The 17,992-nt window shown below is 47.7% G+C and carries 12 protein-coding genes; 11 read left to right on the forward strand and 1 reads right to left on the reverse strand.

Annotated elements, in window-relative coordinates; genetic code table 11:
* Window positions 1-29: 29 nt before the first annotated feature.
* Complete coding sequence (locus D829_RS0100950) at window positions 30-3,179, reverse strand: alpha-mannosidase (RefSeq protein WP_017686956.1); 3,150 nt, start codon at window positions 3,177-3,179, stop codon at window positions 30-32.
* A 231-nt stretch (window positions 3,180-3,410) separates the two neighbouring features.
* Between D829_RS0100950 and D829_RS0100955 the strand changes: the two genes are divergently transcribed.
* The 11 genes from D829_RS0100955 to D829_RS0101010 all read left to right on the forward strand — a co-directional run bounded on the left by D829_RS0100955 (window position 3,411) and on the right by D829_RS0101010 (window position 17,957).
* The gene (locus tag D829_RS0100955) at window positions 3,411-5,243 is read left to right on the forward strand and encodes a sensor histidine kinase (RefSeq protein ID WP_017686957.1); all 1,833 of its coding nucleotides are present in this window, start codon (window positions 3,411-3,413) and stop codon (window positions 5,241-5,243) included.
* Window positions 5,240-6,802, forward strand: a complete 1,563-nt coding sequence (locus D829_RS0100960) for a response regulator transcription factor (protein WP_017686958.1) — start codon at window positions 5,240-5,242, stop codon at window positions 6,800-6,802. Before D829_RS0100955 ends, D829_RS0100960 begins: the two co-directional genes overlap by 4 nt.
* 285 nt (window positions 6,803-7,087) lie before the next feature.
* Window positions 7,088-7,993 (forward strand): sugar ABC transporter permease, encoded by a 906-nt coding sequence (locus D829_RS0100965; protein WP_036660009.1) that lies wholly within the window; start codon window positions 7,088-7,090, stop codon window positions 7,991-7,993.
* A gap of 24 nt (window positions 7,994-8,017) precedes the next feature.
* The gene (locus D829_RS0100970; RefSeq protein ID WP_017686960.1) at window positions 8,018-8,974 is read left to right on the forward strand and encodes a carbohydrate ABC transporter permease; all 957 of its coding nucleotides are present in this window, start codon (window positions 8,018-8,020) and stop codon (window positions 8,972-8,974) included.
* A gap of 58 nt (window positions 8,975-9,032) precedes the next feature.
* Complete coding sequence (locus D829_RS0100975; protein ID WP_017686961.1) at window positions 9,033-10,532, forward strand: ABC transporter substrate-binding protein; 1,500 nt, start codon at window positions 9,033-9,035, stop codon at window positions 10,530-10,532.
* Between the two features lie 95 nt (window positions 10,533-10,627).
* Complete coding sequence (locus D829_RS0100980) at window positions 10,628-13,285, forward strand: discoidin domain-containing protein (RefSeq protein WP_017686962.1); 2,658 nt, start codon at window positions 10,628-10,630, stop codon at window positions 13,283-13,285.
* A 453-nt stretch (window positions 13,286-13,738) separates the two neighbouring features.
* Window positions 13,739-13,882, forward strand: coding sequence for a hypothetical protein (locus D829_RS32735; RefSeq protein WP_017686963.1), 144 nt, complete (start codon window positions 13,739-13,741; stop codon window positions 13,880-13,882).
* Between the two features lie 12 nt (window positions 13,883-13,894).
* On the forward strand, window positions 13,895-14,722 hold the full coding sequence (locus D829_RS0100990; RefSeq protein WP_017686964.1) for a sugar phosphate isomerase/epimerase: 828 nt from the start codon (window positions 13,895-13,897) through the stop codon (window positions 14,720-14,722).
* A gap of 258 nt (window positions 14,723-14,980) precedes the next feature.
* Complete coding sequence (locus tag D829_RS0101000; RefSeq protein WP_017686966.1) at window positions 14,981-15,412, forward strand: Rrf2 family transcriptional regulator; 432 nt, start codon at window positions 14,981-14,983, stop codon at window positions 15,410-15,412.
* 72 nt (window positions 15,413-15,484) lie between these two features.
* Complete coding sequence (locus D829_RS0101005; protein WP_017686967.1) at window positions 15,485-16,354, forward strand: aldo/keto reductase; 870 nt, start codon at window positions 15,485-15,487, stop codon at window positions 16,352-16,354.
* 355 nt (window positions 16,355-16,709) lie between these two features.
* Window positions 16,710-17,957, forward strand: a complete 1,248-nt coding sequence (locus D829_RS0101010; protein WP_081594918.1) for an IS4 family transposase — start codon at window positions 16,710-16,712, stop codon at window positions 17,955-17,957.
* Window positions 17,958-17,992 lie beyond the last annotated feature (35 nt).

The raw sequence follows: 17,992 nt of genomic DNA on the forward strand, positions 1-17,992 counted from the left end.
TCTTCGGTTAAGCTGTTGCAGTTATAGGATTATATTCTCAGATCAATTTCAAACGTCTTGATTTCATAAGGTTCAATAGCAAAGGTTATCGGTGTATCATACAGGATTTCACCCTCCGGTACTTCCATAAGATTGCATTCTCTCCACGCGTGAATCCGTAGATCGCTTGTCAGTTCAAGCGTATTCATGCTGCCTGAATAATCATGAATGCGTACGATGACACGCTCGGAATCCTCCGCCTTCTTGACTGCCGAGATCATAGCTGTGCTGCCGGACAAGGTGAACATGGAGCGACTTGGCTGCTCTGATACGCCCTGTGTATATCGAGCTGGAGCATTCAGAAGCCAGGCCTGTTGCACGGTTCCGCCAACGAGCCAATCTCCCTGATGCGGAAGAAGAGCATAGGTGAAGCTGTGCAGCCCCTGATCGGCATGTGGATCAGGGTGCGTAGCGCTCTTGATCAGGGTCAGCCGCATGACGTTATCTTTAATGTCATACCCGTATTTGGAATCATTCAGCAAACTGACACCATAACCTCTGTCGGACAGATCAGCCCATTGATGGCCAACGGATTCGAAACGCGCCCAGTCCCAACTTGTGTTCCAGTGCGTGGGCCGTTTCACGTTACCGAACTGAATATCATAGGTGGCTTCAGTAGAGCGGATACCGACAGGAAAGGCAACTTTCAGCAGTTGCTGCTGTTCATGCCAATCCACCTCAGTGGCGTAATCGATTCGTCTCTGCCCGGTATATACAGTCATGTTCTGCGTAATGGTGGAGCCAAGGTATTCCCAAGCAAAGCGGATCACGGCCTGAAGTGGTCCGGTCTCTACGACTTCAATGCTGGTGCATTTCGTAATCTCTCGCATTTCTTCTTGGTAGAAGATATCAATATCCCATGCCTCGTGAGCAAGCGGTTTGTCTTCGAACACCTGAAGCACATTGCCTTTACCGCCTTTGGCAAGCACCTCACGGTGTGACTCTTTATCGTAAAGGCGGGTCAATTGCCCATGCTCATTCCACTCGAGCAGATAGAACGGTGTCTCGATCCCATTGGCGGAGTGGATGAATGAAGAATGCTCAGGGATATCGTTTAGCTTACTGCGCTGAAAGTGAATTGTGGTATACCCCAGCGAAGGAATATCCTTCACCTCGACGGACCAACATGCATCCTGGTATTGAGCGTTCAGGATTTCACCGGAATCACTCAGCCAAGTTCCCGTTTCCAATTCGCCTGATGCCGCAGGAATGCTCACGATTTCTGTAACTCCCCATGGGGAGGAATTCCAAATGGTGTACGTATACGGAGATTCTCCGCTACCAGCGATAGCCATCCGAGCCTGCGAGTCTACGTGACTGCCAATCTGTTCAGCTTCTGCATATTCAACTCGGCTATCCTCATACACCTCTGTGATGGAGGAACCGGGAATGATGTCATGGAACTGGTTGCGCAAAATGATTTTCCAACCCGCAGTCAGGGACTTCGCTTGATACAGATTCCAGTCATTTTGCACGATACTTTGCAATGCATTCAGCCATTCCGCTTCGCGGTAAGCCAGCTCAAGCTTGCGGTTCATCCGTTTGTTGTACGCCTGACTGGTATAGGTTCCGCGGTGATACTCCAGATACAGTTCTCCATCCCATGTATGGATGTACGAATCGGTTTTCTCCACCGTCTCCTGCAGCTTTTCAAAATAATCATCTGCGCGTCCTGTCTTGACCTTGGGCAGTCCGGGCAGTTGATCCAACCGCCGTCTCATCTCCAGCATTTCACGGTTAACGCCGCCTCCGCCGTCCCCGTATCCGTACGACAACAGCAGATCCTGGTTCATCTCCTTATCACGGTAGGCATCCCAGATGCCTTTGACCGTCTTCGGAATGATTTTCCCGTTATAGGTATAGAACCATGAACCCGGCTCGGACCAAGGCTCGGGCGTAGTAATGAAGTGGGTCAGTACCTCTGAGCCGTCAATTCCGCGCCAGTGGAATGTATCAAATGGCATGCGGTTGTATTGATTCCAGCTGATTTTAGTCGTCATGAACGTATGAATACCGGATTTTTTCAGAATTTGCGGCAGTGACCAGCTGTAGCCGAATACATCGGGCAACCAGAGATATCGGCAATCCGTCCCAAACTCTTCTTTGAGAAAACGAGTGCCAATCAGCAATTGCCGGACCAGGGATTCGCCCGAGGTCAGGTTGCAGTCAGCCTCCAGCCACATGCCGCCGCCCGCTTCCCAGCGACCTTCAGCGACACGTTCCTTGATGGATTCGTACAGTTCCGGGTAGTCCTCTTTCACATATTCGTACAATTGGGGTTGTGTCTGAAGGAAAACATACTCCGGGAACATCTCCATCAGGCGCATGACCGTAGAGAAGGAGCGGGCGCATTTCTCGCGCGTATGCTTCAACCGCCACAGCCAGGCAACGTCAATATGAGTATGGCCGATACAAGTAACGGTCACATCAGAGGCCTTGTCCATCGCATTCAATCGGGAGCTTAGGTCATCCCTTGCCTCATGCACAGAAGAATAGAAGACATCGGACTTAGGCTGCGACCAGTCGATCAGGCGGAAGGACTTCTGGAGCGCATGAATAAGCTTTGTGCGTTCCGGTGCATGGGCATCCAAAATATTGACCGTTTCCAGAATCGCTGTCCCTGTAAATACAAGATCATCAACAGCTTCATCCAGCCAGCACAGTTCTGCTTGTCTGAACGTATGCGTCTGGTTGCGGGGCTGACCGCCACCTTCCAGACCGGACCATAAACGGAAGACCAGCTCGTTGGTACTTCCTGCGGCAGAGGCTGGAAAGAACACTTCCTTGTGGTTGGAATCTACGCCTTGATACGGCTTGCCATCCCAGTAGAACAGGGATTCAAAGCCGGAATTGTTTCCACCCCCGGTATCGCCAAAATCAAACCGTCCGACAATCCGTTTATCTTTCCAAGAGGAAGGGAACTCGACTTTTGTACGCAGCCACAAATAAAGATCTCGACCGGACCAACTTTCTCCTGTATACATAGGCTTCCAATGGCTATCATCTGCCGGAAGGACCGGGTTGATCTCTTCCCTGCGGTCTTCGCAGGCGAGAAAATGATTTAAAGGCAAACGATCCCGGTAACGGAGCTCGGATAATTCATGAATACGTGCGTGTAGTTTGTTTTCAGTAAGAAACATCGTTAAAAACCCCCAGTTCATTTTATCGGGGAGTGATTCATATATTGAGAGCATCCAAAGCGAGTATGTATGACATAACTTTATAGGGGAATGCGCCCATTATAGCGCTTCCATTCGCTTTTGACAAACTAAAATATGGATTGCTGGTCCTGTGCACTGGTGATTGTCGAATTTAACCAAACGGTGATACACTGAGTTGGAAATGGGTCTGGAGGAGGTGTTCAGGCGCGAATGTCCAGGATACGAACCATGTATAAGAACTACTTGAAGAAAAAAATGTTCAACAAAATCTTACTGTTTTATTCCATGGTCATGGTCCTGTTGTTCATCAGCATCGCGGTATTGGCCTACCGCTATTATGAACAGCGAGTGGTACAGGAACAAATGGATGCGAGTTTGCAGGAGCTGGATATTGTCAGTATCAACCTGAATCAGCAGTACGAACGGCTGTATAACGCCGTGCAGCAGATTTATACCGACGCCATGATCGGCGATGATCTGAAGTATTTTTTGACTCATGAATACGAGGATTTTCTCAATTGGCGCCTGAATCAATACGCTTACAGCTACCGTACGGAGCGAGGGAACTTCGATTATCAATTACGTCTGCTGTTAAAGGATGAGGCTTCGATTGCAAATGTCGTGTTATACAGCACGGATCAGGATTTCTTCTATGTTCTTAATCGGGAGACCCAGCACTTTTACGATCATCCCAAGCTGTCTGCAGGGCATCAGGGCTGGTTCCAGCGGCTGAGGAATGCACCTTGGCAGTACATGGGCAGCGAACCGCTTTTCGAAGGGAAAATGGCTGATGAGCCTACCCCGTATAGCTACGCGAATGTGCTCAAGGACTCCGTCACATTGAAGCAGTACGGTGCAATTATGTTTGAGCTGAATACAGACCGTATCAAAGGGCTTCTTCGAGATAGACTCGACGGCAAGAACAGTCGGATCATGCTGATGACCGGGGAAGGTGAGGTGATCTTCGATTCGCAGGGCAAGGTTGACAACACCGTCTACCCTTACTGGGGGAAGATGAATTCGCCGGAGGATTGGGTGGATCTGGAGGAGCGCTCCAAGGTGCAGCTGCTGAATATCGGGAATACAGGAATGGTCGTGGCTTCTATTATTCCGGAGTCTCACATCAAACAGAGCCTTCAGGCGATTCGTTTCAGCCTCATTGGAATTGTGATTCTGTGCATCATGGTTAGCATCGCAGTGACGTTCACTATCATCCGCCGTTATTCCAAAAAAATTCACAGACTCGTGCTTTACATGCGTCGCTGGCAGGAGGGTGATCTAAGTAAACGTATTGAGATGGAGGGGGAAGATGAGCTGCAGCAGATTTCGCAGAGATTTAATCATATGTGTGATCGGCTGGAGTCTTACATAGAAACGGTATATGTGTCGGAGATCAAACAAAAGAACGCGCAGCTTGTGGCTTTACAAGCCCAGATCAATCCCCATTTTCTGTACAATACGCTCGAAAGCATCCGCATGAAAGCCATCAGTTTGGGAGCCAGGGATGTTGGGCAGATGATTTATATTCTCGCCACGATGTTCCGTCATTTGATCAAAAAGCAGACACATGTAACCTTGGCAGAGGAAATAGAGCTGTGCGGTATGTACCTGGCATTGGTCCAATATCGATATGAGGACAAGCTGCACGTGGAGACCCATATCGAGAATGCAGCGGCGGGAAGCATGGTCGTCAAGTTGCTGGTCCAGCCGATTATTGAGAATTACATTGTGCATGGTTTTCGTACGTACGATGATGATAATCGGATCTCCATCACAGCCGAAGAAGAGAACGGCGTGATTCGTATCCGTGTGAAGGATAACGGAAAGGGGATTTCCGCGGAGAGATTGCTTGAACTGCAACAAGGGTTGCATAAGGGCGATGAAGCTGCTGAGACATCTGACCGATCTTTGGGTCTTAAGAACGTGCACGACCGCATACGTCTGAATTACGGCAGTAATTATGGTCTGCACCTGAACAGTGTGGAGGGCGAAGGATGTGAGGTGACCATCAGCATTCCAGTTACAAGGGAGGAAACGGGATGAGAAGTGTAATGTTGGTCGATGATGAGCCGCTTATTGTGAAAGGAATGCAAGCCATCATTGATTGGGATCAGAATAATATGGAGATTGTCGGAACGGCTTGCAATGGGTTGGAAGCGTTATCAATGATGGACGGGGGGCCTGTCGATCTGATTATTACGGATATCATGATGCCGCAAATGACCGGACTTGAATTGATCCGGGAGACTAAAGCGCGTAATCCATATACTAAATTCATTATTTTGAGCGGTTACGAAGAATTCCAATATGTGCGGGAAGGCATCTCGCTGGGGGTCGAGAACTACCTTCTCAAACCAGTCAATATGGAGGAACTGGAAGCGACCATCAAGCATATGCAGCGGGATTGGGAGCATGAAGAGATGCGCCAGATTCAAATGGATCAGAGCTGGAGAATTCTGCGCAACAATATTTTGCAGCGGTGGGCGAACGAAACCATTGACGCCAAAGAATTCCGTGAGCGTGCGCAGCTGCTTGAGATTCCCATGAACAAGTCCACATATTGTGCGGCTTCTCTACGGATTGTAGGAGATGACCAGGGGGATGATCCCCAGATGTATCTGCCTGGAATTACTGAGCAGTGTGAGCAGATCGGGAACAAAGACCTCCCGGATGGCTGCGGTATCATCTGTTTTCCCGATCAGGAGGGAGACATCATGCTGCTGTTCGTTTCAGCCGGTACGGAAGGTAATGATGAATGGCAGATTCAGGCACTCACCAGGATGAAGCAAGCGGTTACCGAGGACACAGATGCACGTGTATGGGGAATTATCGGTCAATCCGAGTCGACATATCTGGGTTTTCCGAAGAGCTGCAAGTCCGTAAAGCTGTGGCTTAAGAATCATTTGTTTATGGATTGTAATACCTTCATCATGCAAGTAGAGAACGAAGAAGAAGCTACGAATCAGCATCAGAAGAAACCTGGGCCAGCGATGGAGCAGTTCCACAAGCTGCTGCGGGATGGGGAAGTTACTGAGGTGGACCGGTTCATCGACGAATTCTTCAATGTTGAGGGGAAGGAACTCTGCCTTGCGAGAACACCGTTCTTCAATTCTGCGATCCAGCTTATGCTGGCCGCCAAGGAACTGGAGAAAACGCCGGACTATGGAGATATTTTCGGGCCACTGTCCAGAATTCATACGCTCAACAAACTGAAACAATTGGTCAGAAAGGTTGTTCATCGCACGCTGGATACATATCATACCGCTGAGAAAACGTATAGCCCGCATATCATGGCTGTGCTGGAGGTGGTGAAAAATCACTATCAGGATGAGCTTTCACTTAAGACGCTCAGTCAGAGGCTGGAGCTTCATCCGAACTACCTTGGCCAATTGTTCCAGCAAGAGGTCGGTACCACTTTTTCTGATTATGTGAACCAGTACCGGATCGAGCGTGCTACCCATTTGCTGTTATATTCGGATAAAAAAACGGCAGAAATAGCGGGCGAGGTGGGTTATTGGGACTCCACTTATTTTTACAGACAGTTTAAGAAATATGCTGGCGTTTCGCCTACGGAGCTGCGCTCGATCTACATGAAAAAGTAAGCCGGGCGCTCCGGCTGAATGAAGACACTCCGCATGTGGGGGTGTCTTTTTTGTTATGCAATGAATGCACGATCTTTGATTAATCCATCAATTTATTGGTTTTTTCAACTATCTCAAAATTGGTAGCGCTTGCATAATGAAGGTAGGAGTGAACGAGGAAATCCAAAGCAACAAAAGAGCTAAGGTCCAGTGTTGATTATAGGGGATTAATGCTGGATGCAGCTAAAGCGATAATGAACGAGATCATAAGGAGGGACAGCCGTGCAGGACATCTTCAAAAGTCTGATGAAGAACAAGGCGTTTCTTCTGCTGGTACTGCCGGGAGCAGCTTGGTTTATCATTTTTGCCTATTTACCAATGTTCGGAACGATTATTGCTTTTAAGGACTTCCGGATTCATCCGGGCGGATTTCTTGAAAGCGTTCTAAAAAGCGAATGGGTCGGGTTCAAAAACTTTGAGTTTCTGTTCTCCACCAGTGACGCCTATATCATCACACGTAATACCATTCTGTATAACCTGGGTCTGATCTTTCTGGGGTTGGTGCTTGCGGTGACACTTGCGATCATCATGAACGAACTGCTGAACAAACGGCTGGCGAAGATTTACCAGACCGCGATGTTTATGCCTTATTTCCTGTCATGGGTTATTGTCAGTTATTTCGTCTTCTCGTTTCTGAGTGTGGAAAAGGGTGTGTTCAACCAGATCATTACCTATTTTGGTGGAGATCCGGTCAGTTGGTACAGTGAGACAGGGTATTGGCCGTATTTTCTCATTCTGCTCGGCCTGTGGAAAGGTGCAGGTTATGGCAGTGTAGTGTATCTGGCGGCAATTGCAGGTATCGACCGTTCTTATTATGAGGCAGCGATGATCGACGGCGCTACGAAGTGGAAACAGATCCGGTACATTACGCTGCCACTGCTCAGACCACTAATGATCATCCTCACCATTCTGGCGATCGGCGGGATCTTCCGTTCCGACTTTGGACTGTTCTATCAGGTTCCGCGGGACTCTGGTGCGCTGTATCCGGTCACCAATGTCATCGACACGTTTGTATACCGCGGCTTGACCATTATGGGTGATACAGGAATGAGTACAGCTACAGGATTGTATCAATCGGTTGTTGGTTTGATTCTTGTCCTGCTGGCAAACTATGCTGTGCGTAAAATTGAAAAGGATTATGCCGTATTCTAGGCTTGCGGCAAGGGGGTGCTGTCCATGAGTAATTTAAGCGAACCGGTAAAGCGGGCATCAGCCCATGCGAAGAGGACCGGAAAGAAATCGAGAGATCTGAATGCCATTTCGCCATTATCCAATGTGATTTTTAATATAGCTATCGGTCTGTTTGCCTTATCTTGTATCTTTCCGTTTCTGTTCATCGTTATCATCTCATTTACCGATGAGAAGACGCTGGCGATCAATGGATTTAAGTTATTCCCTGAAGTCTGGACGTTGGATGCCTATCGATTCCTTATGGAATCCGGGCAGCAGATGGCCCAATCGTTTGGGGTTACCTTAACGGTGACGGTTGTCGGTACCGCGCTCACACTGTATTTGGTCACCACGTATGCGTATGCCATTTCGCGCAAAAATTTTGCACAGCGTCGGTTTTTCAGCTTTTTGGCCTTCTTCACCATGCTATTTTCCGGCGGTCTCGTTCCCAGTTACATTGTGGTTACGCAGGTGCTGCACTTGCGGGATTCGATCTGGGCGCTGATCCTGCCGTCGATCATGAACGCTTTTTACATTATCGTTATGCGTACATTTTTCATGACCACCGTGCCGGATGCGGTTATTGAGTCGGCCAAAATCGACGGAGCTACTGAATTCGGGATCTATACGCGCATCGTACTGCCGATTTCGTTGCCGGGTATTGCGACTATTGGATTGTTCAGTACATTAGGATTCTGGAATGACTGGTTCAATGCGTTGCTCTATATCGACAATGCGAAGTTGATTCCACTCCAGACATTACTGATTCGAATACAGAACAATATGGATTTTGTTGTGCAAAACAGCAGCCGGGTTGTGTCCTACGACATTGCCTCGACACTGCCAACGGAGACCGTCCGCATGGCGATGGTTGTCTTGGCTACACTGCCGGTTGCGCTGGCGTATCCGTTTTTCCAAAAGTATTTTATACAAGGCCTGACCATCGGTTCGGTCAAAGAATAAGTTTGGTTGTGCCTGCCCTCCAAGGGCAGTAACAATAACATTGATAAGGGGGATACACATGAAGACAAGAAAAATCGCTCTGCTCATGGTTACTTTACTGCTTGCTTTTTCTACTGTTCTAGCAGGCTGCGGTGGTAGTAATACCAATGATACAAGCGGGAATACGGTATCCGGGGGTGAACCAGGCGATAAGGATACGGTGAAGCTCAAGGTATATATGATTGGTGGTCCACAGCGCGATCTGCCAATGGTGCAGGAAGAAATGAACAAATACTTAATGGAGAAAATAAATGCAACCGTCGACATCACGATGATTGACTGGGGTGATTATTCTAAACGGATGCCAGTCATTACCGCTTCGGGCGAAAATTATGATATCGCTTTCACCTCTTCTTGGGCTTATGACTATCTGCCAAATGCGACCAGAGGAGCATTCTTGCCAATCAATGATCTGTTGGATAAGTATGGTCAGGGCATTAAAGAGCAGCTTGATCCACGATTCCTCACAGGATCGCAGATCGATGGCCAAAACTATTCCGTGCCGGTTAACAAAGAGTTGGCTTCGCAATGGGTATGGCGCTTCAATAAGCAGTACGTTGATAAATACAACATGGACATCACCAAGATTCGTACATTAGAGGATCTGGAGCCTTACCTGCAGCAAATCAAGGACAATGAACCGGCCGACATTACTCCGCTGGCTGTTCCGAAGGGCTTTAAGCCTTATCTGGCGTTCGACTTCCTGTTGGGTGACGAATTCCCGGTTGGTATCAACATGAATGGTGACACCGGTAAATACGTTAATATGCTGGAATCCGAAGAGCTGAAAAGCTCGTTGAAAACCATCCGTAAATACTATCAGGCTGGTTATCTGCGCAAGGATGTAGCGACACTGGAGGGCATCGACAACATCAAAACAGGCAAATGGTTTGTTGACCGTGAACAGACACAGCCGTACGCTGAACTGGGATGGTCCAGAAGTGCGGGCTATGAGATCGTGACTACACCGATGCAGGATCCGGTTATTTTCACTGGCTCAGCAACAGGCGCTATGCATGCAATCTCGGCGAACTCCAAGAACCCGGAACGGGCCATGATGTTCCTGAACTTGCTCAATACCGATCCATATCTGCGTAACCTGATCAACTACGGCATTGAGGGTACACATTACAAAAAGGTATCGGATAATGTCATTGAGGATCTGCCAGCGATGAAGGACGGGTTCCAGATGCCTGGTTTTGCCCTAGGTAATCTGTTCCTGACCTACATGCACAAGGAAGATCCAGCCGATAAGTGGGAAGCGTTCAAGGAATTCAACAATTCCGCGAAGGTTGCTCCAAGCTTTGGCTTCAACTTCAATCCTGATTCGGTGAAGACGGAAGTGGCTTCCATCTCCGCCATCGTGAAGGAATTCTACCCATCGATCATGACGGGAGCTGTTGACCCGGATGAGCATCTGCCGAAAGCGATCGAGAAGTTGAAAGCGGCAGGTCTGGATAAAGTGATTGCAGAAGCGCAAAAGCAATACGATGAATGGAAAGCTGCAAATCCAAAGTAAACCTGAAATAAAGAAGACATGGAAACGTCTGTCCGGTTGACGGGCGTTTCTTTTTACCCTGATTGGATTGCCAAAATTGGATTGGAGGGTATGGCATGAAAAAGCTTGGTGCGAGTCTCCTATTTGTAATATTGGTATGCGCTGTTCTTTCCTCGGCGGCCTTGGCAAAACAACCTTATTCATCCTATTGGCTGCCTGAACAATTGCTTAACTGGAATCCAGCTTCCGACCCGGATGCGGCCTTCAACCGGAGTACCATTCCGCTCCAGAGCCGATTCACAGGAGAGGCAGTTAACCCGAACGCAACGAAAGATCCCAAAGTCATGGCCTTGTCTGCGTTGAATAAGGGAACCAGCGGTGTTCCATCACAGGGCTCGGATACATTTTTCGCAAATACGTTCTCTTACTGGCAGTATGTCGACAAGCTCGTATATTGGGGTGGCTCGGCGGGAGAAGGTATTATTGTGCCACCAAGCGCCGACACGATTGATGCGGCACACCGGAACGGAGTGCCCATTATGGGCACAGTGTTCTTCCCGCCATCCGTATACGGTGGCAAATATGAGTGGGTGAAGCAAATGCTTCAGCAGAATAGCGACGGCTCCTTCCCGGCTGCGGATAAACTGATTGAGGTAGCGGAGTACTACGGTTTTGACGGCTGGTTTATCAACCAGGAGACTGAAGGTGGAACAGCCACTGATGCACAGTTAATGAAGGCATTCCTCCGTTATCTTCAGGATCAAAAGCCCGGGGGTATGGAGATCATCTGGTATGATTCCATGACAAAGGAAGGCAATATTTCCTGGCAGAATGCGCTGACGGACCGGAACGCGATGTTCCTGCAGGATAACGGGAGCAAGGTATCAGACAGCATGTTCCTGAATTTCTGGTGGAATGATCTTGGCAGTTCTGCGGCCAAAGCCAAGAGTCTGGGCAGATCACCATTTGAACTGTTCGCAGGCATCGATGTGGAAGCGAAAGGATACGATACCAGTCTGAAATGGAATCTGCTGTTTCCTGAGGGGAAACCAGCAGTGACTTCCCTCGGCATTTATCGGCCGGATTGGTCGTACAACAGCGCGGACAGCATGATCGATTTCTTTGCCCGTGAAAATAAATTCTGGGTAGGGCAGAACGGCAACCCAGCCAATACGGCGACAAGCCAGTCCTGGAAAGGGATTGCGAACAATGTGGTTGAATCATCGCCGGTGGACCAACTGCCATTCACGACCAACTTCAACACGGGTAGTGGCGAGAAATTCTATGTGGATGGCACACAAGTGCGGGAGACTGGATGGAATAATCGAAGTTTGCAGGACGTACTTCCGACATGGCGCTGGTTAGCAGAAAGTAAAGGCACGGCGCTCAAGCCTTCTCTCGATTGGTCGGATGCCTATTATGGTGGCAGTTCCCTGAAGGTAGCGGGTACGCTAAGTTCGGCAAATGCCACCCATCTGAAGCTGTATCAAACCGATCTGAAGATTGAGCCAGCTGCCAAGCTGTCGATCACGTACAAGACACAGAGCAAGCCGGGTATGAAGGTTGGCCTTGCTTTTGCAGACCAGCCGGACCAGTTCGTCTTTCTGGATGTGAAGAACGAGAAGGCAACCGACTGGACGACAGACACGATCAATCTGACGCCTTACCAAGGAAAGCAGATTGCGGCATTGTCTTTGTATTTTGACAGTACAGAAACCGTATCGGATTATAACATCCATATTGGGCAGCTATCTATCCACAAGAACAGTGATCCATCGAACCCTCTTGAGGCCGTTCAAGCATTGAATGTCACCCAATCCGACTTCCGCCGCGGTATTTACGGTGATGCAAGGTTGCAATGGAACGCGTTGAACGAGGAAGTTCAACAATATGAGATTTACCGTGTACTGCCCCACGGCAAAGAGACTTGGGTGGGTGCGACAGCCAATAACGTGTTCTATGTGCCTGAGATGAAGAGAATCAACGCGGAACAGGCGACTGTACTGAAAGTCGTGGCAGTGAATGCGAAGTATGAGCGCGGCCAGTCTACCAGCGTGACCATCCAGTGGCCAGCGTATCCGAAGCCGGAAGCAGGATTCAAGGCCGATGCAACACTTGTCACACCGGGTCAGCAAGTGCATTTCATTGATCTTTCTTCCGAGGTGACGGAAGGCTGGTCATGGACTTTTGATAATGGCAGTCCGGCTGTCAGCACGGAGCAAAATCCAGTGGTAATGTATGACAAGGAAGGCACGTACAATGTGACGCTTACAACTTCCAACAGCTCGGGGCAGGATACGGTGACGAAGGAGTCGCTGATTACCGTCAGCAAGGCTGCTTCTGGAATCCAAAATGTCGCTCTGGGCAAAAAGGCGACAGCTGACCACGCCTGTGGATCCGCGGAAGGTGCAGAGAAGGCGATCGATGGCAAGGTGACTGGCAACAGCAAGTGGTGCGCACTGGGTAACCAGCCGCATTGGCTGCAAGTTGATCTTGGCAAAGAACATCAGATCAGTGGTTTTGTCATCAAACATGCGGAGAGTGGTGGGGAGTGGTCTGGTTTTAATACGAACGACTATTCGATCCAGGTCAGTGCTGATGGCGTGAATTGGTCCGATGTAGTTCATGTACAGGGGAATACCGCAGCCGAAACCTCGGATGCAATTTCACTGGTCAAGGCTCGTTATGTGAAACTGAATGTGCTTAGACCTACGCAGGGCGGCGATACGGCAGCCCGAATCTATGAGTTTGAGGTTCATGGGTTGCAGCCGTAGTTTGCGGTTGAGAAGTGACAAGTGTAGCTGTGAAATTAGCAAAAAGGAACCATGCGGCCAATCTGGTTTCAATGACAGCTGGATATCCCTGAAGTATCCCATCTTCTAATGGGTATACCGCATTGTATCAGACTACGACTGAATAGGATTGAATATGAGGCTCACAGATCATTGGATCTTGTGAGTCTTTTTACGTTTATGCTGGATTCGCTTACAAGGGTTTTAAATTCGTTGTTTTAGATAAAAAATCGGTTTTGCAATCAAATACAATGCGAATGAAAAGTCTTATATTGTAGTTAAAAAGAGTGGGGTTGACTATACGCTTCATGGCGGAGAAGATAAAATAAAAGTAAAGATAGATGCCATAACGAATGGAGCCGGTGTAGTGAATGACGCTTCCCGGTTGAGCCGAACGAATTCGTTAAGCATTCTCTGGTGAGAAATTCGAACATTGTGTTTGAACTGATGTTAAAGTACAAGCTGCATATCGAACCATTGATCAGTCATGTGATGAAGCCGGATCAAGCGCAAGAAGCTTACGAGGGTCTGAGATTGAATAAAGACCAGTATAACGGAGTACTGTTTGACTGGTCCTAGGAGGAGATTGGGATGATTAGAGGGTTAACAAGTGCAGGCTTAGGGAACATCGAGTCCAATGAACAATATATCACGAATGCTGCAAAATACAGATTTCAGTCTGTAGATTTGAATCCGCTCTCATTGATTGAAGAGGTTGGTAAGGAACAGGCCATACTGCTGTTGGAAAGCAATCAGGTGATCATCGGTTCATCCGGTCTGACCGTGGACTGGAGAACCACAGATGAACAGTTTCGTGAAGGACTTCAATCGCTGGTTCAAATGGCAGAAGCCTCCGCTTCGTTGAACTGTTACAGCTGTTGCACCTATATTTTACCTTCCACGGATCAGCCAGCAGCATCATTTATGGCGGCAGCTACCAAACGATTGAGATTGTGTGCAGATATTCTGGATGCCTATGGAATTCGACTAGGCCTGGAGTTTGTGGGTTGCCATCATCTGCGCACTCAATGGAAGAATCCATTTATTTGGAGTGTGGAGGATACGCTTGACTGGATCGAAACAATTCATGCTCCGAATGTAGGTTTATTGATGGATTCCTATCATTGGCATACAAATGGATTAAAGATCGAAGAGGTGTTGGATCTTAAGAAGGAACAGATTGTCCATGTTCATATCAATGATGCTTATGATCTGCCTATTGAAGAATTGCTGGATCATGAGCGGTTATACCCAGGCGAAGGAGTAATCGATCTGCAAGGTTTCTTGAAGAACCTGAAGGCGATTGGTTACACGGGCGTCGTATCTCAAGAGGTGCTGGCACCAACGCCAACCCTTGATTCAAGTGAATTGTTTGCCAAGTCCAAAGCAGGCTTCGATAAAGTGTTTACCAATATATAACCCGGATCAGTCAGAAGGCAGTTGGGAGGAATACATGTGTATGAGCCATGGATGAATAACATTTCGCCATTCGTAAGCGCGGCAAGAATGACGGGATCATTTTCTTTGGCAGGGGAATGGATAGACCACGATCATGTGTATAGATACATCGAACAAGGGGAAGCGGAGTTCTTCTTGAGTGGGAATAGGCTGATAGTTGTCAACTAAACATAAAAGATATATAGTATATTTAGAAAAGAAATAGTTAGGATGAATGCAATGGCATACTCTACAGCCTTATCACAGGGAATCTCGATTCTGCTCTATATTCACGCTCTATCCGAGGAGAACTGTTCAAATTATTTGTCCACCAAGTTGATATCGGAGCAGCTAAATATTCCGGTTCCTACGACGGTAAAAGTCATTCGCAATCTGAATAACGCCAAACTGACAATTGCCAAAGAAGGTGCCAAGGGCGGCATATTGCTTGCTCAGCCTTTATCGGAAATCACGATGTTGGATGTATTCCTGGCGGTTGAACCCGGCAAAGACTTGTTTAAAATTCATACTGATGTAACACTCCAGGGACAAGACGTGGACGACGTGAAACAAAAGGTCATTCATCATCTTGATGGCGCGGAGATCGCCATGCAGAATTATTTAAAAGACATACGGTTAACCGATCTGTTTCATAAAGAAAGAAAGGGTTAACCTCTTTTTTTGGCTTTAACTAGATATAATATATATCAAGTATATCTTGTTTTTTTGAGAGGAGCAGTTAAAATGAATTTGCATACTAAAGTGGTTGAAGCCAGAAATGGAGTTCCCATTCCCCAACTGGGTTTTGGAGTTTACAAAATAACGAAAGAAGCAGAATTTACAACAGCGACTCGCGAGGCTATTCAGGTTGGCTACCGACATTTTGATACTGCCCGAATCTATGGGAATGAGAAAGCGCTGGGAGCAGAGATCCGGCATAGTCAGATTCCGCGCGAGCAATTCTTTATCACGTCGAAAGTCTGGAATACAGATCATGGCTATGAAGCGACCAAGAAAGCTTTTCAGAAAACGATAAACAAGCTGGGTGTTGATTACCTCGACATGTATTTAATCCATTTTGCCTCGCCAAAGTATATCGAAACGTGGAAAGCCATGGAGGAACTATATGAGGAAGGTAAGATCAGAGTCATTGGGGTCGCGAATTTTGAGATTCAGCATCTGGAAGAATTAAGGAAGCATGCAAAAATCTTGCCGATGATCAACCAGATCGAAACACACCCGGAATTTCCACAGAACGAACTGCGTGCGTATATGGATCAACATCAGATTTTGCATGAGGCGTGGGGTCCGTTAGGTCAGGGGAATCAAGTATTATTACAGCATCCGGTATTGAAGGAAATCGCTGATCATCATCGTAAGACAGTGGCTCAAGTGATTTTGCGTTGGCACCTGGAACGGGGCGTCATCCTGATTCCCAAATCATCCAATCCAAAGCGGATCAGAGAGAATAGTGAAATCTTTGATTTTGAGCTATCCGCTGAGGACATGGAAAAAATCAGTCGTCTGAACTCGGGAAAAAGGTATTCGATCCATCCGACAGGTTATATTGTGAATCCGATTTTTAATACCTTGATGAAACTTTTTATTCGGTAGAACGAAGCGATCTGTGTAATTTTCATATCTGATTTTATATAAATAAACCATTAACGCTAGGGGATGTCCCATACGTCATGAATATGACAGGGGCATCCCTTGTTAGCGTTATTTTGTTCGAATGAACCTGAGACACGCTATCCGCACCCATTTGCCCAGAGCTGAGATCTAACGAATTACAGAGCTAAGCTTGACCCACAATGCTTCCAGAAAAATGGAATATAGCTAAAAGTGTTCAAACCGAAATGAAGACGGTATGATGAGAGGAAACGAAACTAAGGGTAGGCGATTAAGCATGTCCACAACACGATTAACTTCCTCTTTACTCCAACCAAATTTTCAATTCTTTCGAAATATGCGCATCCGATGTGGAAGAACGTTAAATCGGTTCATCCGAACGATGCAGACGTTGTTTAGTCATCCAGAGGCATCCATTGCTGAAGCCAGTAAGAATGCAGCGGAAGCGAAAGCCATCTACCGTTTATTACAGAATCCGCAGTTGACCGAGGAAAACGTGCTGGAATCGTATCGGACAGAGACGCTACGTCAGATGAAACAAACGGAAGAGTCCGTGTTTTTGTGCGTCCAGGATACCACTGAAATTAAATACGGTAATCGAGAAAAAACGCCAGGACTTGGCGCCTACAATCGCAAGCAAACCAAAGGCTTGCTTGCGCATTCCGCATTGGTGCTTACCCCGTCCGGCCTCCCGCTTGGCCTCTTACATCAAAAAATTTGGGCACGGGATCTGGCGCTCAAAGCGGAACGGAAGGTCAGCCGCCCTTACGAACAGAAGGAAAGCTACAAGTGGACTGAGGCCGCAAAAGCCAGTGTGCTCGGCCTCCCAGCAGATATGAAGCTCATTCACATAGGGGACCGGGAAGCCGATTTCTTTGAATTTTTATACCACTTGCATGTTGATGAACAGTCCTATGTCGTAAGATCCATGCAAAATCGGATCACCGAAGCAGAAGGACTTTTCATGCAGGACGAAGTGCGTAAACAGCCTTCCTCCGGGCAGATTACCGTTTCCCTCCCGCGAGATACGCGAAGTAGTGAAGCCGCTCGGGATACGACGCTGGAGATTCGTTTTCTGACGGATACGGTACATGTACCGGCACACCTGAAACAAAAAGGGGCTGCGTATTCGCCTCTTCCCTGCACCCTGATTCATGCGTTGGAAACCACACCGCTGGAAGGCGAAACACCGATTGAATGGTTTCTGCTCACGAATCTTACCGTGGCTACGGTAGACGATGCTCGTGAAAAAGTGGCATGGTACGTCCAACGTTGGAAAATTGAGCGGTTCCATTACATTTTAAAAAGTGGTTGCGAGATCGAAAAATTACAGGAGCGTGACGGTGAACGATTGCGTAAACTCATCCTGTTCTATTCCATAATCGCTGTACAACTCCAACAGATGACCTATCTCGTTCGGCAAAAGCCTGACGCTCCATGTACTTCGTTCATGGGTGACGAGGAATGGAAGGTTCTTTACCGTGTGGCCAACAAAACGAAAACACTCCCGTCCAAACCACCTACCCTGCGAGAAAGTGTGATCGCACTCGCCAAACTCGGTGGCTTTTTTGGGACGCAAAAGTGATGGCGATCCAGGAGCGAAGGTTCTTTGGAGGGGCC

It is taken from the genome of Paenibacillus sp. PAMC 26794, assembly GCF_000316035.1.
In the GTDB taxonomy this organism is placed as follows: domain Bacteria; phylum Bacillota; class Bacilli; order Paenibacillales; family Paenibacillaceae; genus Paenibacillus.